Source organism: Variovorax sp. GW821-FHT09D07, from assembly GCF_059416345.1.
In genome coordinates this window covers 519680-543360 of sequence record NZ_JBWKOY010000003.1, presented here as the reverse complement: position 1 = coordinate 543360, position 23681 = coordinate 519680, and the positions used below count along the sequence as shown (strand labels likewise).

The window sequence follows — 23681 nt, the reverse complement described above, 5'->3', positions numbered from 1 at the left end:
GTCGCTGCAGGGGTTTCGGGGCGGTGATTCAATCGCGCGGCGGCAGCGCCGCAGACAGATTCACCTTCTTCCAAGGACCCCCGACATGGACCTCCAGCTCCAGGACCAGCACGTTCTCATCACCGGCGGCAGCAAGGGCATCGGCCTGGCCTGCGCGCTGGGTTTCCTGCGCGAAGGCGCGCGCGTGAGCCTGGTCTCGCGCGACCTGCAGAACCTGCAGCAGGGCCAGCAGTCGCTGCTCGCCGCGTTCCCGCAAGCCGAAGGCCGCGTCAGCCTGCACGCCGCCGACCTCAAGAACCCCGCCAGCGCCGTGGCCGCTCTCGACGCCGCCGAGCAGGCCTTCGGCCCCGTCGACGTGCTCGTCAACTCGGCAGGCGCCGCGCGCCGCACCCCACCCGACGAGCTCACGCCCGCTGCGTGGCACGACGCGATGGATGCCAAGTACTTCACCTACATCCACATGATCGACCCGGTCGTGAAGCGCATGGGCACGCGCGGCCGCGGCGCCATCGTCAACGTCATCGGCCAGGGCGGCAAGGTCGCCAGCCCCGTGCACATGGCCGGCGGTGCGGCCAATGCCGCGCTCATGCTCGTAAGCGCCGGCATGGCCGCCGCCTACGCCGCGAAGGGCGTGCGCGTGAACGCCGTGAACCCCGGCCTCACGCTGACCGCGCGGCTGCAGGAAGGCATGAAGGCCGACGCGAAGCTGCAGGGCATCGACACCGATGAGGCGCTGGAACGCGCCACTGCACGCCTGCCGCTGGGCCGCATCGCGACGCCCGAGGAAGTCGCCAACACCGTGCTCTTCCTGGCGTCGCCGAAGGCAAGCTATGTGACCGGCGCGATCGTGGCAATGGATGGCGCAGTAACACCGATGATCTGACAAGGGACAGCAGGGGCAGCGAACGCAGTGAAGCGATCCCCCCAGGCCGAGCGCAGCGACGGCCCGCCCGTTCCCCCTCCCCTCTGGCCGCGCCGAGGAGCGCAGCGTTTCGCGGATCAGGGCTCGCCCTTGTTTGAGCGAAGCGAGTTTGGGCGAGACCCCGCGAAACGCGAGCACCGCAGGTTGCCCGCAGCGAAGCGGAGGGACGCGGACAGTGGGGTCGCCTTTTCTTTGCTTACTTTCTTTTGGCGAAGCAAAAGAAAGTGAGTCGCCCGCCGGGGCGAGACCCGGCCCCGGAAACCAAACACTCAGCCCAAAGCCAACAACCCCTCGAACTTCAAAGCCAGGAAATCCACAAACCCACGAACCCGAGCCGGCACAAACCTCCCACTAGGCAACAGCGCATGCAACGGATAAGGCTCCGTCTCCCAGTCAGGCAGCAGCCGCACCAGACGACCTTCCCGAATGTCGTTACGCACATCCAGCGCCGACTTCAGAGAGATGCCATACCCCGCCACAGTCCACTCCCGCGCCAGCGAAGCATCATCCACACTGCGATCCCCATTCACCCGCACCTCCGTCCACTGCCCCAACTGCGCAAACCGCCACACCCGATGCCGTCGCCCACTGCGGTTGAACGTCAGGCAGTTGTGCTGCAGCAGATCCTGCGGAACCCGAGGCAAGGGATGCCGACGCAGATAGTCCGGTGAAGCCGTCAGCACCGGATTCGTCAGCGCAAACGCCCGCGCCACCAGCCGCGAATCGGCCAGCGCCCCATAGCGCAGCGCCACATCCACCTCGTCGCGCATCACGTCCAGCGGCCGGTCCCCGACAGACAGCGACAACTGCACCCCCGGATGCAGCGCCAGAAACTCGTCGAACCAAGGCAGCAGCGTGCTGCGCGTGAGGTCCGACGGCGAGGCCACCCGCAAGGTACCGACAAGTTCGCCGCGATCCGCAGTGACCAGCGACTCCCCTTCGTCCAACAATTCAAAAGCACGCACCGCATAGTCGAGCAGCGTCTGCCCCTGCGGCGTCAGCCGCATCGCCCGCGTCGACCGCTCGAACAGCCGCGCCCCCAACTGCGCCTCCAGCCGCTTCAACGTCGCACTGGCCGCCGCCGGCGTGATCCCCAGCGCATGCCCCGCCGCCGTCAACGTGCCGCCACGCGCCGTCTGCACGAGCACCTGCAGGTCCGATATATTTTCAATCTTCATTTGAAAGTGTTGGTGATTAAGGCCACCTTATCAAACAGACGTTGTCATCCTACAGTCCAGCCATCGTTCCAGAAAGAAGGTCTCTTCCCATGAAAGCCGTCGGCTACCACCAGCCCCTCCCCATCGACCACCCCGAATCGCTGCAGGACATCGAGCTCCCCGCCCCGGTGCCCGGCGCGCGCGACCTGCTGGTGCGCGTGAAGGCCGTGTCGGTCAACCCGGTCGACACCAAGGTCCGCAAGAACGCCGCCCCCGAAGCCGGCCAGGCCAAGGTGCTGGGCTGGGACGCAGTCGGCACCGTCGAAGCCATCGGCAGCGACGTGCAAAACTTCAAGGTCGGCGACCGCGTCTACTACGCCGGCTCCATCATTCGCCCCGGCGCCAATTCGGAGCTGCACGCGGTCGACGAGCGCATCGCCGCCCTCGCACCGAAAAGCCTCGACGACGCGCAAGCCGCCGCCTTGCCGCTGACCACCATCACCGCCTACGAACTGCTGTTCGACCGCCTCCAGGTGCCCAAGGACGGCGGCGAAGGCCAGACGCTGCTGATCACCGGCGGCGCAGGCGGCGTCGGCTCCATCCTCATCCAGCTCGCACGCCAGCTCACGAAGCTGCGCGTGGTCGCCACCGCCTCGCGCGCCGAAACGCGTGAGTGGTGCCTGGCACTGGGCGCGCACGTCGTCATCGACCATTCGAAGCCGCTCGCCGCCGAACTGAAGGCCGCCGGCATCGACGAAGTCGACATGGTCGCCAGCCTCACGCAGACCGACCAGCACTACGCGCAGCTCATCGAGAGCCTCAAGCCCCAGGGCCAGCTCGCGGTGATCGACGACATGAAGGTGCTCGACGCGATGCCGCTGAAGACCAAGTGCATCTCGCTGCACTGGGAAATGATGTTCACGCGCTCGCGCTTCACCACGCCCGACATCGCCGAGCAAGGCAAGCTGCTGGCCGAAGTGGCCGCGCTGGTCGACGCGGGCCGCATCCGCACCACGGCGAATGCGAGCTTCGGCACCATCAACGCCGCGAACCTGCGCAAGGCACATGCGCTCATCGAGAGCGGCAAGGCGCAGGGCAAGGTGGTGCTGGCCGGGTTCTGAGCACAATCGGTCGCATGACCGAAGAAAGCACACACCCACCCCTCATCGAATTCGAGACCCCGCGCCTGCGGGTGCGCCAATGGCGCGAGAGTGATCTCGCGCCATTTTTCGCGCTGGCCTGCGACCCGCAGGTGATGGAATTCCTGCTCCCCTTGCCCACGCGCGCCGAGAGCGACGCAGCGGCGAACCGTGCCCGCGCGCTCATCGCGCAGAAGGGCTGGGGCTTCTGGGCCGTCGAGCGCAAGGACACAGGCGAGTTCATCGGCTTCACCGGCCTGAACGTGCCGATGGCCACGCTGCCCTTCTCGCCCTGCGTGGAGATCGGCTGGCGCCTGTCGCGCGCCAGCTGGGGCCAGGGCTTCGCGACGGAGGCGGCGCGCGGCGCGCTGCAGGTCGGCTTCGAACGGCTCGGGCTCGAAGAAATCGTGGCGTTCACCGCCAACGGCAACCTGCGCTCGGCCGCCGTGATGGCACGCATCGGCATGCACGAGGACGTGGCCGGCGCCTTCGAGCATCCGGCGGTGCCCGAAGGCGATGCGCTGCGCGGCCACCGGCTGTTCCGGATCGGCAACCCGCAGCGCTGAAACGACCGCGCCGGGCTACTTCGCCTTCGACACGCGCCACACCGCGTTGCCCACGTCGTCCGCCACCAGCAGCGCGCCGCCCTTGTCGAGCGCCACGCCCACCGGCCGGCCGTGCGCCTTTTCGTCGGCGCTCAGGAAGCCCGTGAGGACGTCGACCGGCGGCCCGCTCGGCTTGCCGCCGATGAAGGGCACGAACACCACCTTGTAGCCCGACTTGGGCTTGCGGTTCCACGAGCCGTGCTCGCCGATGAAGGCGCCGCTCGCGAACTCGGGCGGCATGCCGCGCGCATGCGAGAACACCAGCCCCAGCGGCGCGACGTGCGCGCCCAGCGCGTAGTCGGGCGCCAGCGCCTTGGCCACGCGCTCGGGCTGTTGCGGCGTGACGCGCGCATCGACCACGCCGCCCCAGTAGCTCCAGGGCCAGCCGTAGAAGGCGCCGTCCTTCACCGAGGTGAGGTAGTCGGGCACGAGGTCGCTGCCGATCTCGTCGCGCTCGTTCACCACGGTCCACAGCACGTTGGTCTCGGGCTCCCAGCCCAGGCCGTTGGGGTTGCGCAGGCCGCTGGCGAACAGGCGTTTCTCGCCGCTCTTCGCGTCGACCTCCCAGATCGCGGCGCGGCCCTCTTCGGCCGCCATGCCGTTCTCGCCGATGTTGCTGTTGGAGCCGACCGTGACGTACAGCTTGCTGCCGTCGGCGCTGGCGATGACGTTCTTGGTCCAGTGGTGGTTGAGGCCGGCGGGCAGCGCCGTCACCACGGTGGGCGTGGCGCTGACCGAGGTCTGGCCCTCGGTGTAGGGCACTTTCACGAGCGCGTCGGCGTTGGCGATGAAGAGCTCGTTGCCGACCAGCGCCATGCCGTAGGGCGAGCTGAGGTTCGCCAGGAACACCTGCTTCACCTCGGCCAGGCCGTCGCCGTCGGCGTCGCGCAGCAGGGTGATGCGGTTGGCGCTGGGCACGCCCGCGCCCGCGCGGCCCATGACCTTGCCCATGACCCAGTTGCGCACCTTGGCGACCGGGCCGCCGGCGCCGCTGCCTTCTGGCTTGGGCGGCTTGTTGCTCTCGGCCACCAGCACGTCGCCGTTGGGCAGGGTGTAGACCCAGCGCGGGTGGTCCAGCCCGCGCGCCAGCGCCGTCACGCGCAGGCCCTCGGCGGGCGTGGGCCCGGCGGTGTCGGTCCAGCCGACGGCGGGCGCCACGTTGACGGTGGGGATCAGCGTCTTGTTCGGATCGGCCAGCTGCGGCCGGGGGCCGGTCGTGAGCTCGGGCGCGAGCTTGGCGGCCTCGCCGCAGCCGGCGACGAGCAGCACGGCGGCCACGGCCGCGGCGGAAAGAGCGAGGCGGACGGGAAGGTGCGGCGATGCGTTCATGCAGATTCCTTGCGCGGCAGGCGGCCGCAGACCGCCGGATCATGCGCAATCGCACGGCGCGGGCGTGTCGGTCGTGGGCGCTTTCCGGCGTGCGCGCACCTCCTTCGCGCATCGTCGCTACCATCGCCGCATGACCGACGACCTGTTCCGCGCCGACGCCTACCTGCGCACCTGTGAAGCCCGCATCCTGCGCATCGACGACACCGGCATCGTGCTGGACCGCACCGTGTTCTATCCGCTGGGCGGCGGGCAGGCCGGCGATGCCGGCGTGCTGGTGCTCGCCGACGGCCGCGAAATCGCCATCGCCGACACCCGCAAGGCCAAGGACGCCGAAGGCCAGCCGACCGCCGAATTCGTCCACGTGCCCGCACCCGACCAGACCGAGCTGCTGGCCGCGCTGGCGCCCGGCGACACCGTCACCGCCCGCCTCGACTGGGAGCGCCGCCACCGGCTGATGCGCTTTCACACCGCCAGCCACCTGCTGTGCCACCTCGTGCCGGTGCCGGTGAACGGCTGCTCGATCACGCCCGAGTACGCGCGCATCGACTTCCACATCATCGACCCGCTCGACAAGGAAACGCTCACCGCGGGCCTCGCCAGGCTGGTCGAGGCCGCCCACCCGCTGACCGTGGGCGCCATCAGCGACGCCGAACTCGACGCCAACCCCGCGCTGGTCAAGAGCATGAGCGTGCAGCCGCCGCGCGGCACGGGCACGGTGCGCACCATCCGCATCGGCGGCACGGGCGAAGACGGCGGCGCGCCGTCGATCGACTTCCAGCCCTGCGGCGGCACGCACGTGGCCAACACGGCGGAAATCGGCGCCATGGTCGTCACCAAGATCGAGAAGAAGAGCGCGACCACTCGGCGCGTGGTCCTGGGCTGGCCCTCGGCCACCGCCGTCTGAGCCCCCCGGAAAGACCCGGACCCCAGGAACTTCGCCCCGCCCTCTGGCTCCGACTAACCGGCATGACCTTTTCGCGCATCTCTTTCGCTACTTTTCTGATAGCTACCGCCGCAGCCTGCATGCCGGCTGCGGCCCAGCTGGCCCCGAAGACCGGGGCCGTGGTCACCACCCCCCACGTGCGCGCCGAACTGGTCGCCCATGCGCCCCAGGGCGTGGCGCCCGGCGCGCCGGTCTGGGTCGGGCTGCAGATCACCCACCAGCCCGAGTGGCACACCTATTGGAAGAACGCCGGCGACTCGGGGCTTCCGACGGAATTGAAGTGGACGCTGCCCGCCGGTGTCTCGACCGGCGAGATCGCCTGGCCGGTGCCCAAGAAGATCCCGGTCGGCACCCTTGCCAACTACGGCTACGAGAACACCGTGCTGCTGCCGGTGCCGCTCGAGGTCTCGACGCTCTACAAGCCCGACGTGGCGCTCACCGGCGGCTCGCCCGCCATGGACATCAAGCTGCAGGCCTCCTGGCTGGTCTGCCGCAAGGAATGCATTCCCGAAGAGGGCGAGTTCACGCTCTCGCTGCCCACGCGCGGCTCGACCGCGCTGAACAAGGCCGCCTTCGACACCGCGCAGGCCGCGCAGCCGCAGCCGCTGGGCGCGCCCGGCACCATCGCCGTCGAGGGCCAGCAGCTGAAGGTGCGCCTCGAAGGCCTGCCCGCCGCCGTGCGTGGCAAGACGCTCGAGTTCTTCCCCGAAACGCCCGAGGTGATCCGCACCGCCGCCGTCTCCGGCAAGGACTGGACGCAGGCCTGGGACGGCGCGACCTGGACCGCCACCGTGCCGCTGGCCGACCAGCGCAGCGAAAGCCCCACGGCCATGCCGGTGGTGGTGGCGCTGGCCGAGGCCGACCGCCAGGCCGGCCAGCCCGTGGCCTGGCGCGCCGAGGCGCCGGTGTCGGGCACCTGGCCCGCCGCCACCGTCGCACCGCGCGCCGCCGAGGTGTCGCCCGCGCTGCAGGCGGCGCTGGCCGCCAACGCGGCCCAGGCGGCGGCCCCTGCTGTCGCAGCCCAAGCCCAGCCCGCCGGCACCTTCATCGTCGCCCTGCTCGGCGCGCTGCTCGGCGGCCTGCTGCTCAACCTCATGCCCTGCGTGTTCCCGATCCTCGCGATCAAGGTGCTGGGCTTCGCGCGGCAGGCCGGCAACGCCAGCGCGCACCGCAAGGCCGGGCTGGCCTACACGGGCGGCGTGATGCTGTCGTTCCTCGCGCTGGGCGGCGCCATGCTGGCGCTGCGCGCGGCCGGCGCGCAGCTCGGCTGGGGCTTCCAGCTGCAGTCGCCCGGCGTGGTGGCGGCGCTGGCGGCGCTCTTCACCCTGCTCGGCCTGAACCTGGCCGGCGTGTTCGAGTTCGGCCGCGCCGCGCCGCAATCGGTGTGCAGCGCACAGGCCAAGCATCCGCTGGCCAACGACTTCCTGTCCGGCGTGCTCGCCGTGGTGATCGCCTCGCCCTGCACCGCGCCGTTCATGGGCGCCTCGCTGGGCTTTGCCATCGGCCTGCCGGCGGCCCAGGCGCTGCTGCTGTTCGCCGCGCTGGGCCTGGGCCTGGCGCTGCCCTACCTGGTGGCGGGCTTCGTGCCGGCCGTGGCGCGCCTGCTGCCCAAGCCGGGCCCGTGGATGCACACGCTGCGCCGCCTGCTCGCCTTCCCGATGTTCGCGACCGTGGCCTGGCTGGTCTGGGTGCTGGGCCAGCAAAGCGGCATCGACGGCGCGGGCACGCTGCTCGCGCTGCTGGTGTGCTTGGCCGCCGTGGTCTGGGCGCTCACGCTGACCGGACGCACGCGCGTCGTCATCGCCACCGTGATGATCGCCTTCACCGCCGTGCTGGCCGGCACCATCGGCCGCAACATCGTGCAGGTGCCTGAACCGACTGCGAAGCTGGCCTCGGCAGCACCGAACGACGGCGAACGCTGGCAGCCGTGGTCGGCCCAGCGCGTGAGCGACATGGCGGCCGCGGGCCGGCCCGTGTTCATCGACTTCACCGCCGCCTGGTGCGTGACCTGCCAGTACAACAAGAAGAGCACGCTGGCCGACGCCGAGGTGCTCGCCGACTTCGACACCAAGCAGGTCGCCATGCTGCGCGCCGACTGGACCCGTCGCGACCCCGCCATCACCGCCGCGCTCACCGCGCTGGGCCGCAGTGGCGTGCCCGTGTACGTGCTGCAGGCACCGGGCAAGGCGCCCGTCGTGCTGACCGAAATCCTCAGCAAAGATGAGGTGCGCGCCGCGTTGGCAGCGCTTTGAGCGCCGATGCGGTGAATTGAAACGAGATGACAACGCCGCCGTCATGGGTTGTCACACGCACTTGAAGAAACCGTTCTAAGCTGCAGTTGTTGTTTGGAATTTTGTTTTTTGGAGTTCAAGCTGGCCATGACGCTCTCGCCCACTGTCGACTCACGCTCCCTTCGCGCCGCGCGCCAGGCGCGCGCCGCCCTCAGCCGCGCTTCCCGCCGCGCCGTCGTGGCCGCCGCCGTCGCGCTGGGCGCCACCTTCCTCATGGGCACCAACGCCTTCGCCGCGCCCGCCGTGGGCCAGCAGGCGCCCGACTTCGTGGCCGTCGACACCACCGGCGCCAAGCACAAGCTCTCGGACTTCGCGGGCAAGTTCGTGGTGCTCGAATGGACCAACCCCGGCTGCCCCTTCGTGCGCAAGCACTACGGCAGCGGCAACATGCCGGCCACGCAGAAGGCGGCCACCGACAAGGGCGTGGTCTGGCTCGCCATCAACTCCACCGAGCGCGCCGCCAGCGACTACCTGAAGGCCGACGCGCTCGACGCCTGGATGAAGTCGCAGAAGGCCGCGCCCACCGCCGTGCTGATGGACGAAGACGGCGTGATCGGCCAGGTCTACGGCGCGCGCACCACGCCCCACATCTTCATCATCGACCCCAAGGGCACGCTGGTGTATGCCGGCGGCATCGACAGCATCGCCTCGGCCCGCGTGGACGACATCAAGACCGCCACCAACTACGTGAACCAGGCGCTGGGCGAAGTGACCGGCGGCAAGCCGGTGTCGATGGCGAGCACGCGGCCGTACGGGTGTTCGATCAAGTACAAGAGTTGAGCGTGCGGGCGCTGTGCCCGCAGGGAATCACGCTCAAGGCAGAGCGCAGCATTCCCTTTCTTGCGCCCTCGATGAGGCGCTGTTTCCCGGCCTTGAACAGGCTCATCCTTCTTCACGACGAATGACAAATCCCACGCACGGTGAGAGAGGTGCGTGGAGTTTGACGATTGTTATCAGTGTGATCGCGGGGCGACTCGCAAACTGCGCGACCTGTTTTCCTCCCAAGGAAGTCGTCGATGCCGCGCACGCTGTCTGTCTCTTCTGCCGCGATCCCTGTTGTTCTTGGTCAGGCTGCACTGGAGCCCGTGCGGCTGTCAGGGCATGAGGGGGTCAACAGCCTCTTTGCCTACGAACTCTTTCTCAAGACCCCGGATGCGCTGGCTCTGTCCGGCGTCTCTTCCGGCGCCGACTTCGACCTGGATGCCTTCATCGGCCAGGAGATCAGCTGCGAGATCGAGCTCGATGGCTCTTCCCCCCGCCAGATCAACGCCCTGATCACCGACGCGGCCCTGTGGGGCGAGGAAGGGCGCCACGCCCAGTACAAGCTCACCCTGCGTCCCTGGCTTCACCTGGCCACCCTGCGCACCGACTGCAGGATCTTCCAGAACCTCAGCGTCGTCCAGATCCTGGACGAACTGCTGGGCGGCTACGCCTTTTCCGTGGACAAGCGCCTGATCGAGCACTACCCCGTGCGCGACTACCAGACCCAGTTCAACGAGAGCGACTTCGCCTTTTTCTCCCGCCTGTGCCAGGAATGGGGCATCAGCTACCACTTCGAGCATTCGGACGGCAAGCACCGCCTGGTGCTCTCGGACGCCATGGGCGCCTATGCGGCCGGCGATCCGCTGTACGAGCATGTGGAATACCACGCCCCGGGCTGGAAGATCGATGCCGAGTACATCCACAGCTTCGTTCCCCAGCACCAGCTCACCAGCGGGAAGTACGCCACCCGGGACTACGACTACACCCGGCCCAGGGCGGATCTGAGTGTTTCTCGAAGCGACCCGCGCCCGACCGGGCAGGCCGAGGGCGAGGTCTACCAGTGGCATGCATCCGAAGCGGGAGGCAGCCACTACGCCCAGCCCAATGCGGGAACTGATGCAAGCACTGATCCTCACGGAGAAGGCCACTTGCTCTCCCTGCTGCGCATGCAGGCACTGCGCACCCACGGCGCCCGGGCCCAGGCCAGCGGCAACCTGCGAGGCATGGTGCCCGGGTGCACCTTCCGGTTGAAGAAGCATCCCAGGGAGTCGGCCAACGCCGAATACCTGATCCTGGACACGAGCCTCCTCATCGAGGACGTGGCCGAAGACAGCCAGAACCGGGAAGCCACTGCGCAGCGCAAGCAGCAATGGCGCGTGCAGGTGGACTTCACAGCCCACCCGGTCACAGAGCCCCTGCGGCCCGAGCCGACCCAGCCCAAGCCCGCCATGGTCGGCCCGCAGGTGGCGCTGGTGGTGGGCCCCGAGGGCCAGAACCTGTGGACCGACGAGCTGGGCCGCATCAAGGTGCAGTTCCCCTGGGACCGCCAGGGACAGAAGAACCAGCACAGCAGCTGCTGGGTGCGGGTGAGCTCGCCCTGGGCGGGCAACCAGCTCGGGGGCATCCAGATCCCGCGCATCGGGCAGGAAGTCATCGTGAGCTTCATCGCGGGAGACGCGGACCTGCCGATCTGCATGGGAAGAGTCCACAACCAGGTGAATCTGCCGCCGTGGCAACTCCCGAGCCAGAGCGCATTGAGCGGGTTCAGGAGCCGGGAGCTGACGGAGGGTGGGGGCAACAGTGCAGCGGGCAGGTCGAACCATCTGATCCTGGATGACACGGCCGAAAAAATCCAGGCGCAGCTCAAGAGCGATCACCAGAGTTCCAGCCTGAGCCTGGGGGCGATCACGCGCATCGAGGACAACGCGGGCAGAAAGGACCCCAGGGGCGAGGGCTTCGAGCTGCGCACTGACGCCCATGGCGTGCTCAGGGCACAGGACGGCATGCTCATCACGACCGAAGGCCGCCCCGATGCGGCCCGCCACGCCAAGGACATGGGAGAAACCATCCAACGCCTGACAAGTGCACGCGACCAGATCGAAGGCCTGGCCGAAGCGGCCCGAACAGCCGAGGCTCAGGACAGCAACGACGACCAGTCCACCGTCGCCCAGGCCATCAAGCAGCAGAACGAAGACCTCCGGGGCCACGGCAGCCCATCGACCGAAGGCCGCTTCCCCGAACTGGCCGCACCCCATCTCGTGCTCGCCAGCCCCGCAGGCATTGCAGCCACGGCGACCACTCACCTGCATGCGCACACCGGCGCACACATCCAGTTCACCAGCGCCGGTCACACCTCACTGAGCGCCGCCCAACGCTTCCTCGCCAGCGTGGCGGAAGGCATGCGCATCTTCACGCTCAAGAGCGGCATCAAGGCCTTCGCGTCGCAGGGCGACATCCGCATCGAAGCCCAAAGCGACGCCATCGAGGCCACCGCCTTGAAAGACATCGACATCGTGAGTACCGAAGACACGGTCTACATCACCGCCAAGAAGAAGGTCACGATCAACGGCGGCACCAGCTTCAGCGAATGGAGCGAAGGCGGCATCCGGCATGGCACCTTGGGCACGTGGATCGAACACGCGGCAATGCACGGAACGCCGGGCCCCGACAAGAAGCCAGGGCCTACGGCACAGAGCGTGTGCTGGGAATGCCTGGCACGCGCTGCACGTCAGGCCTCGCCTGTGGCTCCCCGGATCTGACAGGGCCAGTACCGATGGCAATTCAAGCGTACGAGCGTGAGGCGGTCGAGCATGAGATCTCGCAAACCATCGCACAAGACATCGGTACTTTCGCCCGCCTCTCGCGCCAGAACGGTCAACGTTGTCACGCGTTGGTGGACGCCGGCCGATGCGGGGGGGTCGAAGAAGACAGGCAGGAAGACGGATGGGTGGCGCGTCTGGGGGCGCGATACCCACTCGATGCAACCCCTTTATTCCTTCACACGCAGGAAGCCGCTGCGGCCGGTGTCGGCCCTTGGCTGGTCGAACTGCCATCCATGCCCGATGCAGCGGACGCAGCGCCATGGCTGCACGACCTCGCACGTGGCGCAGGTGCCGCGCATGCCCTCAGTCTCGTGGCTTCGCCATTGCGGTCGATCACGCTGGCCACACACCTTCGCACTTGGCTCGACGCCGTGATACCCCCGGACCCTGGCCTCGATGACGACGAGGCCGTCGGCGCAATACTCCGCTGGTTCGATCCGCGCATCGGCTTCGACATGGTGACCTGCTGGCCCGACGAAGTTCGGCAAGACTTCCTGAGCGCTTTCACCTGGGCAGGATGGAACGCTGAATTCCATCCGCAGGGTCTTCGGTGCAGCAAGCCACACACACCACAAGGTGCCGCACGCACCGAGCCCATGCGACTGGACAAGGACCTGCTGCTCGCCATGGCTCCACTCAACCGGGCCGATGCGCTCCTGGCCCATGTGCACGAGCGTTTCGGGTCGCAGGCATTCCAGCACATCGCCCCTGCCTTGCAGCGGTGGATCGCCCTCGATCAGCGGCAAGCCGTGCAGCAACTCGGCCTGACCGATTTCGAGGACGGGATCACGTTGCTGCAGCAGTCGCTGAGCCTGCACCCCGAACTGTCGCGCCTGCCCGGCCTTTCAGAAGACCTTGCCGACGCGCGAAGTGCAGGGCGCACGCTCGCCCACGTGTTCGAAGCGCAGCCGGCCGAGTGGTGGCGACAACAACGGAATGCCGCCTCCCACACGTGGGCCCAGTGGACTTATCGCTTTCTGGCGCCATTGCATGCACGACGTGCTGCTTCCGATGCAGCCCACGCCTTTGCCACCCTGTTTCCAGCGGCGTCGCCCGCCGTCTGACGCGGGCATCTCACCCACTCGCCCCGAATCGATCCGCCATGCCCTATCAAGCCAAGCCCGGCGTCTGCGACTGCTCCGAAACACCGGTGCTCGAAGAAGAAGCCATCATCCTGTTCCCCAGCCTGGGCACGCCGTTGCTGCTGGCCCCCGGCCAGGTCAAGGCCAGCATCTTCATCGCCGCGCCTTCGAGCATGCGTGGCAAGGCCAAGGCAGCCGTCCCGACCGGCGAGGCCGTCGAGATGTACAGGCTGGTCGACCAGCATCTGCGGGTGGTCGACCTCGCACGCAAACAGGAGGCTGAGCAAGCCGACGGATCGACACAAACCGGCACCCTTTTCGAGGATGGCACGGCATGTGCTGCCGCCAAGCCTTGCATCAAGGCCTGGCTCGTCGGCTCTTTCGGACCTGGGGCACTCGTCAGCGATCGGCACGGCCGCCCCTTCGCCACCATCGCCCCCGCAGCGGCCCGGATCTACACCAAGGTGCAGGACGTCTACGAGATCGAGATCGATTTGTCGGCCCCGCCCTTCGCCGATCTGCAGAAGCCCGGCGCCATGAAAAGCCTTGCCTGGATGACCCGGCTGAGCACCGAAGACAGGAAGCTCGAAGCCTTCAAGGGCGTCAAGTACGCCGAGGCCCAGGACCTTGCCATCACACGCTTCCTGCAACAGCAGGCCGCACGCGATCCCTGGCACTTCGACAAGCTCCACGAATTCGCCATGCCGCCACCCGATGTCCCGTTCAGCTGGAGCAAGCCCGGCCAGAAACCCGAGCTGGACACCCTCCTCAAGAGCTGGCACCCCGTCAAGCGCATGACCAAACCGCGCCTCAAGCTGGGGCATCTCTCCGACGTTCATATCAACGTGCGTCAGAACGCCATGGGCCGCAGCGATGCCAAAGTGCTCGAAGAAGCCGATGAAGAGAAAGCCGCCTGGAACCGCCCCGTCGGCAGCAAGGTCTGCAACAGCTTCGAGGCCCTCAAGAAGCTGTTCGAGACGATGGCCACGGGCAACGACCAGGTCGACGCCGTGCTGCTCACGGGAGACCTGATCGACTACAACCGCAACTTCAATCCCATGGCCGAACCCGGCGGCCCGGGCAGGATCGGCGAGCAGTGGAAAGCCTTCAACCTGCTGGGCAACGTTTTCGACAAGGAAAAAGGCCGCCGCCTCTATCCGAGGGGCCTGGACGACATGATGGTCTTCAGCCTGGTGCGTGAGATGTACCGCAACCCTGCGTACCAGTTGCCCATCATCATGACCAGCGGCAACCACGAGGCCTACCAGGTGCCCTACGGCATCAGCGCGCGCGTGGAGGCTGGCGATCAGCACAACTGGGCGTTCATGCTCGGCGTGCTCGAGACCGCGACGCCCAACAGCCGCGATGCACGCAAACGCATGGAAGAGAACGCCCGCACGTCCTGGCCCGACGGCAATGTCCCGGCCGAGGCGCGGCGGGCGCAGCGAGCCCTCGCGCAGCCCGATGCCGTGGAGCGCCATCGCGCCCAGTTCGAGGCCGCCAGCGCGTGGACGCGCGGCAAAGCCAATGAAGGCATGAGCCGCGACCACAACATGACCATCTACGAGGCGTGCCTCGCCTATGGACCCACCTACGGCCATGCATTGACGGGCTACAACTTCGACGGCGGCCAGTTCGACTGGTTCTATGCGTTGTTCACGCCGCTCGCGGACGTGGTGTATGCCTACGGCGCGGACAGCACCGACAAGCCGGGCGCCAAAGCCGGACAGGTGATTGCCGCGCTGGGCTGGGGCATCGACGAGAACTTCAAGAACTTGCTGGGCGTTGCAGAGGCGGGGGTAGACCGCCAAGGGTCGGGAATACTCCCACGTGCCACCGAGTCCTTCAGCCATGACCAGCTGAAGCTACTGACACAGGCTCGAAGCTACAAGGCCGCGAGCAAGAGCACCCTCACCGTTGCCACGCACTTCACCATCGTGAGCTTCGACGAGCCCGAGCCCTACAGCAACGTCGCCAAGAAGAAGGAACGGGTCTTCTTCCACCCCCGCGATGGCGCCACCGGTGTCTGGGGCATGAAGGCTGCGCTGAACCACGTCAACGTGGGCACTTGCGAAAAGAACCAGGCCACCTACCTGGCCCAATACGTTCAGCCGATGGATCAGGCAAAGACCAGCCCCAGCCGCCCCAAGGTGGATTGGCACCTGTCGGGCCACAGCCATCGCTCGGGCGTCTACAAGCTCGGTTGGGACCCCCGTGGCATCTATGCGTCAGATGGCTGGCGCGTCGAGGTGCGAGAAGCCAAGGACCCGGGCATCCACAACACGCAAACAGTCAAACCGAACACCGTGACGGCGCTGATCGTCTCCAGTTGTGGCGGGCCCATCGGCTACCAAAACCTGGACGGCGAACTCAGCGCCTGGACCGGCCGCCCGCCCGCGGGGACCGCGCTCGATCCCACGACGGGCGAGATCCGGCAGGTGAAGACCGATCGGTGTCATGTCCAGAGCAAGTTCCAGGGCAAGGGCTTCAATGAAAAGCCGCGGTTGGCGGTGGCACTCGACTACCTGCACGCCATGAGCGGCTTGCCCAAGAAAGGCAACATCCGTGTGCCATTGCGCTTCAAGCCTGGGTACTTCGGCAAGAGCGGTCAGCTGGAACTGGTCTTGAGCGAGCAAGTGCGCAAGCTGGGGTGTGTGACAGAAGTGAAGTTGTGGGTGTTCGAGAAGAACAATCCAAAGCGTCCCGATGGTTCGCGCGGCGAAACCAAGACCTGGCATCCCATCGCGCCCACCTTGAACGGCACCACACTGAGCTTCAAGGATGAAGACACGGCAATGCTGTTGTCGATGATGAGCTCCAAGACTGTGAGTTCCAACGGTGCCCTGGCAATGGCGTGGAGTCCCCGATCAGTGGTCGAGAACTATCCCAACACCGAGTACGTGACGCTCCGTCAGCGACTGGTTCAGGCCTTCTGTGAAGTGACGTTGAAAGAACCCAGCCTGACCGACGCGGGCGAAAACTGGGGCAAAGACGTGCTCCATGCAGACCCGTGGGTGCTTCCTCTGGACATCGCACTCATCGACGGCAATGTGAACATGGGCGGGTTCAGCCTGGACAAGTCGGACCCGGCGCGTCCGAAGAACGCGGTGTGGCACTTTGGACGACCGTTGGGAGAGCGTGGGGAAGTACCGGATTGGGATTTCTTGTCCGATAACTTCCTGAGCAAAGGATATGTCGACAAGAAGTCCGCCATCTGGGTCAACAAGGACCCCGTGCGATAGATAGCCCATGCAACGACGCGACTTCCTCTCTACCTTCGGCTTGACCGCAGCCTCCCTTTTCTTCCCTTTGACCGGATGCTCCATGAGCAGCAAACCCAACATCAAGAATTTCAGCAGGATCTACCGCTATCTGCAGGATCCGGCTCTACGCATTCGTGAAACGGGCGATACGCTGCTGACCATCGAAGGCGCGGAGTTCAGTGGACTCAATCTTCAAGGACTGGTGTGGCGCCATGTGAAATTCGTGAACTGCGACTTTGCGGGTGCCTATGAAATCAAGCTCGATCGACTCGAGAAGAGCACTTTCGAGAACTGCAAGTTTGTCGGCATCCACGGTTTTGGCGACATGGTGGACGTGACCCTTCATCGCTGTGCCTTTGGCGGAGAAACCTATGTGATGGGCTACTCGGACAGCAAGCGCCTAGTGTTCGATGGATGCAGTTTCGTCGGTACGGACAGCAACCGCAATCACTGGGGTGCAGTGGGCGGCTATGGAGAAGCAGAGTTCGTGAGATGCAAGGGCAAATGGTTTGACTTGAGCGGACTCACCAAGTTGATGATTCGGGACTGTGAATTCGAAGCCGTTTCGAGCAAGCATGACCCTAGAGAGGTGGCCAATGTGCATGCGCCGGTTTTGATAGAACGCAGCAAGTTGCGCGGCACCTTCAATATGGTCGCGAGTTCAATCCAATCTCTCACCATCCGTGACACCGTCATCGACACGCTCGACTTGACCGGCGCCACTATCAAGGAGGGACTCTCGATGGAGCGAGTGCGTGGCGGGACCGTCGAGGCGATAGTCAAAGGCGCCAAACGCCTCGCCGTGCGAGATAGCCAGTTCACGCCTCCCGCATCAGGCGAAAAGTTCGCTTTCAGCCTCGCCAGCAATGACGCCCAGGAGGTGCTGATCGAGAACACCTCCATCCTTGGCGACAACATCCTCGTGGACATCGGCGGCGGCCCACATACCGAGTCCCTTTTTTTTCGTAAGAGCAAGTTCACCCGGCTTGACCTGCAGTACGCCCATGCGGCGCATCTGCTTCTGGAGGAATTCGAAGCGAACTCCGTGCGCTTGAACGATGCCCGCATCGGCAAGCTGGAACTGAGCTCGGCCGCCTTTGCCTTGACCCTGGACCTGTCCAACACCCAGGTCCATGAATTCAAGAAAACCGGTGGCACCGACCTGAAGAAGCTGAGCGGTCTCAAGCTCGACGGCTCCAACATCAAGCTGCCGCAATGAACCGCCCCACGCCAAAAAAATAGGCATGTGCAAGCTCGACGGCTGCCACATCGAACCGACATGACTGGCTGCTTTGCAGATCCATTTTTCCTTCTTCTATGCGGCATCCCATGGCTTCTTCTTGGGTTGCTAGTGGGTGGCATCGTGCTCGGGTTCAAGATGGCACGAGACAAGGCAGGATTTGCGAGCTTCGCAGGCGCTCTGATCTTCATCATCTGCCTGCTTTGTGCCTCTTTTCTTCTTTGGGGCACCCTCCTGATCTTCAGCAAGGACCTGTCGCTCGGCAGCAACTGGATGGGCACTCGATAGCCGGTGCTTCGTGACCGCACCCACGGCAGCGTCTTACCCACTGTGAGCCGCAAGACGACCAAATTGCCTTTGCAGCACGCCGCGCGTACCCTTGGTTATTTGCCGCACGCATCCTGACCATGGCCCGCATCGAACAACGGCTTGCAGCACTCGGCCTCGTGCTGCCCCCTCCCGTCACGCCACCACCCGGCGTCATCCTCCCCTTCCAGTTCGTCCGCCTCATCGGCCGGCGCGCGATCGTCTCGGGCCACGGCCCGCTGACGGTCGACGGCCGCATCGCTGCGCCGCTCGGCAAACTCGGCGCCGAACTGACGGTTGAGCAGGGCTACACCGCCGCGCGCCTCACCGGCCTCGCGATGCTCGGCAGCCTGCAGCGCGCGCTCGGCGACCTGGACCGCATCACCGCATGGACGCGCGTGTTCGGCATGGTGGCCTCGGCGCCCGGCTTTCAACAGCAGCCGGCGGTCATCAACGGGTTTTCCGACCTGATCCTCGAACTCTTCGGTCCCGAGGTCGGCGCCCATGCGCGCAGCGCCGTGGGCATGGCGGAGCTGCCTTTCGGCATCCCGGTGGAGATCGAGGGCGAGGTCGAGTTCGACGCGTGAGCGACAAAGCAGCACCCTGGCACCTGCGCCGCGCCACCGCCGCCGACGTGGCGGCCGTCACTGCGTGCGCCGTCGAAGCCTTCCGCACCTACATCGCGCGCCTGGGCCTCACGCCGCGGCCGATGACGCGCGACTACGCGCAGGCCATCGCCCATCTGCAGGTGTGGGTGGCCGAGCGCAAGGGTTCGCAGATCGGTGCGGCGCTGTTGCTCGACGTGACTGACGAGGGCTTTCTCATCGACGTGATCGCGGTGCACCCCGACCACCAGGGCAGTGGCGCGGGCCGCGCGCTGCTCGAACTGGCCGAGCGCGAGGCACTGCGCCAGGGCCACGCATCGATCTACCTGTTCACGAACGAGAAGATGACCGAGAACCTCGCGCTCTACCAGCGCATCGGCTATGTCGAGTTCCGGCGCGAATCGCTCGACGGGCGCACGCGCGTCTATCTGCGCAAGCCACTGACAAGCGCGTGAACTGTCAGGCGTCGTCCCCAAAGGTCACGCTCACGCGCAGGCCCGTGGGCTCAGCGGCGTCGAGCCGCAACTCGGCCCCCAGCAACTCGGCATAACGCGCCACGATCGACAGCCCCAGCCCCGCGCCCTGCCCCAGCTTCTGGCCCGCGGGGCCTTGCGCCCAGCGTTGCATGAGGTCGCGCTGCGCCTCGAGCGGAATGCCGGGTCCGTCGTCGATCACGCTCAGCGTGCGACCCGCGAGTTCGACGGTGATCGTGCGTCCGCCGTAGCGCAACGCGTTGTCGATCAGGTTGTCGAGGATGCCCTCCACCAGCGCTTCGTTCGCAAGCACCGTCACGCCGTCGTCGAGGCCGCGCGCGCCCAGGTCGACGCCGCGTGCATCGGCGCGCGCGAGGTGGCGCAGCACGGTCTGCTCGGCCAGCATGTCGAGCGACACGGGCGTGCGCTGCAGGTCGGTGCGCGCCTCGTCGGCCAATGCCAGCGCAAGCAGCTGGTCGATCAGGTGGCTCGCACGCGCCTGCCGTTCGGACACGCGCGTGAGCTGTTCGCGCCACACCTCGGTGTCGTGCTGCGCAAGCCCGTACTCGGCCAGCGCGCGAATGCCTGCGAGGGGCGTGCGCAGTTCGTGCGCCACGTTGCCCACGAACTCGCGTTGCGCGCGCACGCTGTGGCGCAGGCGATCGAACAGTGCGTTGACGGCATCGCCCAGGCGCTGCAGTTCTTTCGAGGTCTGCGCCACGGTCACCGGCGAGAGGTCGCGCACATCGCGGGTGTCGAGCGCACGCTGCAGTTCGCCGAGCGGTCGCAGGTCGCGTCGGATGCCGTGCCAGAGCCACACGGCCAGCAGCACGAGCAGCAGCACCTGCGGCGCCATGGCATAGAACAGCAGCCGCTGCACCAGTGCGGCGCGGCTCAGCGTGGTCTGGGCCACGATCACGCGGTAGGGCATGTGCAGGCCGGGTTCGGCGTCGTGATCGAGCACCACGGCACGCAGCACGTTCCCGTCGTAGTCGATGTCGGAAAAACGGTAGCGCGAACCTTCGTCGGGCAGCGGTGCCTTCAGGTCGACCCTGCCCGAGATGGGCGTGCCGTCGAGCCGCTGCACCGAGAAATAGACCTTGTCGGTCTGATCGAACAGCACGGTCGCCACCTCGCGCGGCGTGAGCAGCAGCTCGATGCCGCGTTCGCCGGCCTGCACGTTGGCCGACAGCGCATAGGCGTCGTCGAGCATGCCGCGGTCGAAGGCCTGTTCCGAAAAATAGTTGGCGATGACGAGTGCGATCACCGCACCGGCCATCCAGGTCAGCGCCAGCGGCACCAGCACGTTGCGCAGCACGCGCCGCGTGAGCGAAGGTGCAGTGCGCGTGACCGGTGGGGTGGTGGCCTCGCTCACGGGCGGCCTCACACCTCGGCTTCGAGCAGGTAGCCGATGCCGCGCAGCGTGCGGATGCCCGCGCCCGAGCCGAGCAGCTTCTTGCGCAGGCGCGAGATGAAGGCCTCGAGCGCGTTGTCGCCCAGCGATTCGTCGAAGCCCGAGAGCTTGTCCGACAGCGCCCGCTTGCTCACCGTGCGGCCCGGCGGGCTCATGAGTTCCCACAGCACCTCGAACTCGCGCGCCGGCAGATCGAGCGGTGCGTTCGCGACCGCGAAGCGCCGCGCCTTGCGGTCGAGCTTGAGCTGGCCGAGCACCACGATGTCTTCGGTGCCCTTGGCGCGCCGCACCAGCGCGCGCAGCCGCGCCTCCACCTCGGCGAGGTCGAAGGGCTTGCCCAGGTAGTCGTCGGCGCCGGCGTCGAGCCCGGCGATGCGCTCTTCGGTGCGCCCGCGCGCCGTGAGCACGAGCACCGGCGTGCGGTCGCCACGCGCACGCGCCTGTCGCAAGGCCGTGAGGCCGCTCGCCAGGCCGCTGGTGGGGCTGGCGGTGGCGGGCAGGTTGAGGTCGAGCAGCACGGCGTCGAAGGGCTGCACGCGCCACAGGTGGTCGGCATCTTCGACGTTGGTCGACACGTCGACCCGGTGGCCTGCGTCGGCGAGGCTGCGCAGCATGACGTCGCGCAGCACGGTGTCATCTTCCACAAGCAGGATTCGCATGGTGAGTGAATGAGTGGTGGGTGATTTGTGGGTCTGCCCTGGCGATGGACGCGTCAGCGGCCGGTCAGTCGCTCACCGCGATAAACGCGACATGAGCATACGACACACCTTCCGATGAGTGCACGCGATCCCTCCGATCCCTTGAGCCTGGTGTCCCCCGCCGTGCAGCGCACCGCGGTGGTTCTGCTGCATGGTTTATGCAGCACGCCTGACGAGCTGCTGACCGTGCAATCGACCCTGCAGCGCCACGGGTATGCGGTGCAGCCGCTGTGCATCTCCGGCTACTCGTTCGACACCGCCGCGCCGCTGCAGCAGGCCGTGCCTTTCGAACGCTGGCTCGACACCCTCGAGGCGCACGTGAAGGCGCTGCGGCGCACGCACGACCGCGTGATGCTGGTCGGCATCTCGGCCGGCGCCTCGCTGGCCCTGGGCGGCGCCATCCGCTGCGGGCGCGAGGTGGACGCGCTGGTGCTCATGTCGACCACGCTGCGCTTCGACGGCTGGGCCGTGCCGCGCACGCGCTTCCTGCTGCCACTGGCCTTCTACACGCCGCTGGGCCGTCTCTGGCAGTACCGCGAGCGCCCGCCCTACGGTGTGAAGAACGAGCGCGTGCGCACCTGGATCGAGCGCGAGCTGCGGCATCGCCAGGTCTCGCGCGCCGGCAGCGCGGTGATCGGCGTAGGTCACCTGCGCGAGCACGACCGGCTGATCCGCCACGTGCGGCGGCGCCTGAACGACGTGCAGTGCGAGCAGGTGCTGGCGCTGCATGCGCGCGAGGATGAGGTGGCCAGCCTGTCCAACCTCGACCTGCTGGTGCGCGGGCTGCGCTGCGCCTCGCTGCGTACCGTGGTCCTGAACAACAGCTACCACATGATCAGCATCGACAACGACCGCCAGCAGGTCGTGCGCGAGACCCTCGCCTTCGCCGAGACCGTGGCCCACGGCCCGGTGCCCGAACCCGTGTTCCGCGTCCGCGGACTTGCTCTTCACGCCTGAAAGAAAGGAACCTCCTCATGTCTTCCTCTCCCACCTTCAACAGCATCGCCACCATCCTCGAGACCGACTTCCGCGTCGCACGCACGGCCATCTCGCCGACCACCGCGCTGTCGGACCTCGGTCTCGATTCGCTCGCGCTCATGGAGTTCGTCTTCGCGGTGGAAGACGCCTTCCACCTGCGCATTCCCGAAGACCGGCTCGACCCGCGCGAAGCCGGCATCACGCTGCAGCGGCTGTGCGAGGTGATCGACGCCGAGGGCGAAGCCGCCGCCGCACGCGCCGAACCCATGGCAGCGGCCGCATGAGCAGCGGCGCCGCCCATGCCGTGCTGGCGGCCACCGCCACGGCCCACACCGCCGCCGCGCCCGTGCACGTGAGCGGGCTCGGTTTCATCACGCCGCTCGGACGCAGCATCGAAGCCTTCGACGACGCGCTGTTCGCCGGCCGCTCCGCGGTGCGCGCGCAGACCCTCGAGATTCCCGGCATGGACCCGATGGCCATCGCCGCCGCCACCTGCGACTTCGACGCCGGCGGCGTGCGCAGCGCCTCGCGCCTGCCGCTGGACCGCGGCACCGCGATGGCCCTGGCCGCTGCGCAGGATGCTGCGGCCGATGCCGGTCTGGACCTCGACGCCCTCGACCGCGACCGCCTCGGCGTCTTCTGGGGCAGCGGCCTGGCCGGCGCCGGCACCTTCGACGCCACCACGCGCGCGCTCTACGGCGAACAGCGCCGCATGCGCCCCACCACCGTGCTCACCGTGATGCCCAACGCCGCGGTCGCCGAACTGGCGCTGCACTTCGGCGCGCGCGGCGCGGCGCTGGCCTATGCCTGCGCCTGTGCTTCATCGGCCGTGGCCATCGGCGAAGCCATGCGCGCCATCCGCGGCGGCTGGATCGACATCGCCATCGTCGGCGGCCACGACGCCATGCTCACGCCCGGCGTGATGGCCAGCTGGCACGCGATGCGCGTCATGGCGCCGCCGCCGGCCGATGCGCCCGCCACCGCCTGCCGTCCGTTCTCGGGCGACCGCGCGGGCTTCGCCATCGGCGAGGGCGCGGCGGCGCTGGTGCTCGAATCGGAAGCCCATGCGCGGGCACGCGGTGCCGGCGCGCAGCCGTTCGTGCTCAGCGGCTACGCCAGCAATTGCGACGGCACGCACATCACCCACCCTGACCCGGCCGGCCAGGTGCGCGCGATGCGTGCCGCGCTGCGCGACGCCGGGCTCGTGCCCTCGGACATCGGCCACATCAACGCCCACGGCACGGCGACGAGCGCGGGCGATGCGGCCGAGGCCGCATCGATCGGCGAACTGTTCGGCGACGCCGCACCGGTCAGCGCGACCAAGGCGATCCACGGCCACGTGCTGGGCGGCGGCGGTGCCATCGAACTCGTGGCCGCACTGCGCGCACTGGCCCGCGAGACCCTGCCGCCCATCGCCCACCTGCACACGCCGGATGCCGCATTCGGCAACGTCGACTTCGTGCGCGGCGCGGCGCGCGAGGCGCGGGGGCTGCGCCATGTGCTGTCGAATTCCTTCGCCTTCGGCGGCACCAACGCGGTGATCGTGGCGAGCCGGCGCTTCCCGGAGGGTTGAACTTCGGGGGAGAAAAAAACGGGGCGGTTGTCAGCACCACCTTGCCATGGCTATGCTCGGCCGCATCCATCCTTGCGGA

Annotated in this window: 20 protein-coding genes; 16 read left to right on the top strand and 4 right to left on the bottom strand. The window is 67.3% G+C overall.

Annotation, left to right across the window (positions count from 1 at the left end; all coding sequences use genetic code 11):
- Window positions 1-85 precede the first annotated feature (85 nt).
- Window positions 86-883, top strand: coding sequence for an SDR family oxidoreductase (locus tag AC07OX_RS13945; protein WP_095743489.1), 798 nt, complete (start codon window positions 86-88; stop codon window positions 881-883).
- Between the two features lie 308 nt (window positions 884-1191).
- Here the strand turns inward: AC07OX_RS13945 and AC07OX_RS13940 are convergent, their stop codons facing one another.
- Window positions 1192-2100, bottom strand: a complete 909-nt coding sequence (locus AC07OX_RS13940; protein ID WP_095949478.1) for a LysR family transcriptional regulator — start codon at window positions 2098-2100, stop codon at window positions 1192-1194.
- An 89-nt stretch (window positions 2101-2189) separates the two neighbouring features.
- Between AC07OX_RS13940 and AC07OX_RS13935 the strand changes: the two genes are divergently transcribed.
- On the top strand, window positions 2190-3200 hold the full coding sequence (locus tag AC07OX_RS13935) for a zinc-binding alcohol dehydrogenase family protein (protein ID WP_495261817.1): 1011 nt from the start codon (window positions 2190-2192) through the stop codon (window positions 3198-3200).
- A 14-nt stretch (window positions 3201-3214) separates the two neighbouring features.
- Window positions 3215-3784, top strand: a complete 570-nt coding sequence (locus tag AC07OX_RS13930) for a GNAT family N-acetyltransferase (RefSeq protein ID WP_495261816.1) — start codon at window positions 3215-3217, stop codon at window positions 3782-3784.
- A 15-nt stretch (window positions 3785-3799) separates the two neighbouring features.
- Here the strand turns inward: AC07OX_RS13930 and AC07OX_RS13925 are convergent, their stop codons facing one another.
- Window positions 3800-5152: a PQQ-dependent sugar dehydrogenase gene (locus AC07OX_RS13925; RefSeq protein ID WP_495261815.1), complete on the bottom strand. Its 1353-nt coding sequence runs from the start codon at window positions 5150-5152 to the stop codon at window positions 3800-3802.
- A 130-nt stretch (window positions 5153-5282) separates the two neighbouring features.
- Between AC07OX_RS13925 and AC07OX_RS13920 the strand changes: the two genes are divergently transcribed.
- The 10 genes from AC07OX_RS13920 to AC07OX_RS13875 all read left to right on the top strand — a co-directional run bounded on the left by AC07OX_RS13920 (window position 5283) and on the right by AC07OX_RS13875 (window position 18921).
- On the top strand, window positions 5283-6056 hold the full coding sequence (locus tag AC07OX_RS13920; protein ID WP_495261814.1) for an alanyl-tRNA editing protein: 774 nt from the start codon (window positions 5283-5285) through the stop codon (window positions 6054-6056).
- A gap of 62 nt (window positions 6057-6118) precedes the next feature.
- Window positions 6119-8347 (top strand): protein-disulfide reductase DsbD family protein, encoded by a 2229-nt coding sequence (locus tag AC07OX_RS13915; protein WP_495261813.1) that lies wholly within the window; start codon window positions 6119-6121, stop codon window positions 8345-8347.
- Between the two features lie 126 nt (window positions 8348-8473).
- Window positions 8474-9166, top strand: a complete 693-nt coding sequence (locus tag AC07OX_RS13910) for a redoxin domain-containing protein (protein ID WP_174250269.1) — start codon at window positions 8474-8476, stop codon at window positions 9164-9166.
- Window positions 9167-9402: 236 nt separating this feature from the next.
- Window positions 9403-11907: a type VI secretion system Vgr family protein gene (locus AC07OX_RS13905; RefSeq protein ID WP_495331091.1), complete on the top strand. Its 2505-nt coding sequence runs from the start codon at window positions 9403-9405 to the stop codon at window positions 11905-11907.
- 14 nt (window positions 11908-11921) lie between these two features.
- Complete coding sequence (locus AC07OX_RS13900) at window positions 11922-13034, top strand: DUF4123 domain-containing protein (protein ID WP_495261258.1); 1113 nt, start codon at window positions 11922-11924, stop codon at window positions 13032-13034.
- Between the two features lie 38 nt (window positions 13035-13072).
- Entirely contained in the window at window positions 13073-16294 is a 3222-nt protein-coding gene (locus tag AC07OX_RS13895; protein ID WP_495261259.1) for a metallophosphoesterase, read from the top strand.
- Window positions 16295-16376: 82 nt separating this feature from the next.
- A complete protein-coding gene (locus AC07OX_RS13890; protein ID WP_495261260.1) occupies window positions 16377-17534 on the top strand; it encodes a pentapeptide repeat-containing protein in 1158 nt (385 codons plus the stop codon).
- 60 nt (window positions 17535-17594) lie between these two features.
- Window positions 17595-17843: a hypothetical protein gene (locus tag AC07OX_RS13885; protein ID WP_062473785.1), complete on the top strand. Its 249-nt coding sequence runs from the start codon at window positions 17595-17597 to the stop codon at window positions 17841-17843.
- A gap of 119 nt (window positions 17844-17962) precedes the next feature.
- Window positions 17963-18448 (top strand): RidA family protein, encoded by a 486-nt coding sequence (locus AC07OX_RS13880; protein ID WP_495261261.1) that lies wholly within the window; start codon window positions 17963-17965, stop codon window positions 18446-18448.
- Entirely contained in the window at window positions 18445-18921 is a 477-nt protein-coding gene (locus AC07OX_RS13875) for a GNAT family N-acetyltransferase (protein WP_493194839.1), read from the top strand. The genes AC07OX_RS13880 and AC07OX_RS13875 overlap by 4 nt, the downstream gene beginning before the upstream one ends.
- A gap of 4 nt (window positions 18922-18925) precedes the next feature.
- Here AC07OX_RS13875 and AC07OX_RS13870 read toward each other — a convergent pair whose 3' ends face one another.
- Together AC07OX_RS13870 and AC07OX_RS13865 are read right to left on the bottom strand one after the other, a co-directional pair.
- Window positions 18926-20314 carry a sensor histidine kinase gene (locus tag AC07OX_RS13870; RefSeq protein WP_492686791.1) on the bottom strand — a complete coding sequence of 463 codons (1389 nt, stop codon included), beginning with the start codon at window positions 20312-20314 and terminating at the stop codon, window positions 18926-18928.
- 8 nt (window positions 20315-20322) lie between these two features.
- Window positions 20323-21012 (bottom strand): response regulator transcription factor, encoded by a 690-nt coding sequence (locus AC07OX_RS13865; protein ID WP_056574813.1) that lies wholly within the window; start codon window positions 21010-21012, stop codon window positions 20323-20325.
- A gap of 114 nt (window positions 21013-21126) precedes the next feature.
- Between AC07OX_RS13865 and AC07OX_RS13860 the strand changes: the two genes are divergently transcribed.
- From AC07OX_RS13860 to AC07OX_RS13850, 3 genes are read left to right on the top strand one after another with little or no spacing between them, the layout of a single operon-like run.
- Window positions 21127-22008: an alpha/beta hydrolase gene (locus AC07OX_RS13860; RefSeq protein WP_493194842.1), complete on the top strand. Its 882-nt coding sequence runs from the start codon at window positions 21127-21129 to the stop codon at window positions 22006-22008.
- 17 nt (window positions 22009-22025) lie between these two features.
- Entirely contained in the window at window positions 22026-22313 is a 288-nt protein-coding gene (locus AC07OX_RS13855) for a phosphopantetheine-binding protein (protein WP_307695346.1), read from the top strand.
- On the top strand, window positions 22310-23602 hold the full coding sequence (locus tag AC07OX_RS13850) for a beta-ketoacyl-[acyl-carrier-protein] synthase family protein (protein ID WP_493194844.1): 1293 nt from the start codon (window positions 22310-22312) through the stop codon (window positions 23600-23602). Before AC07OX_RS13855 ends, AC07OX_RS13850 begins: the two co-directional genes overlap by 4 nt.
- Window positions 23603-23681 lie beyond the last annotated feature (79 nt).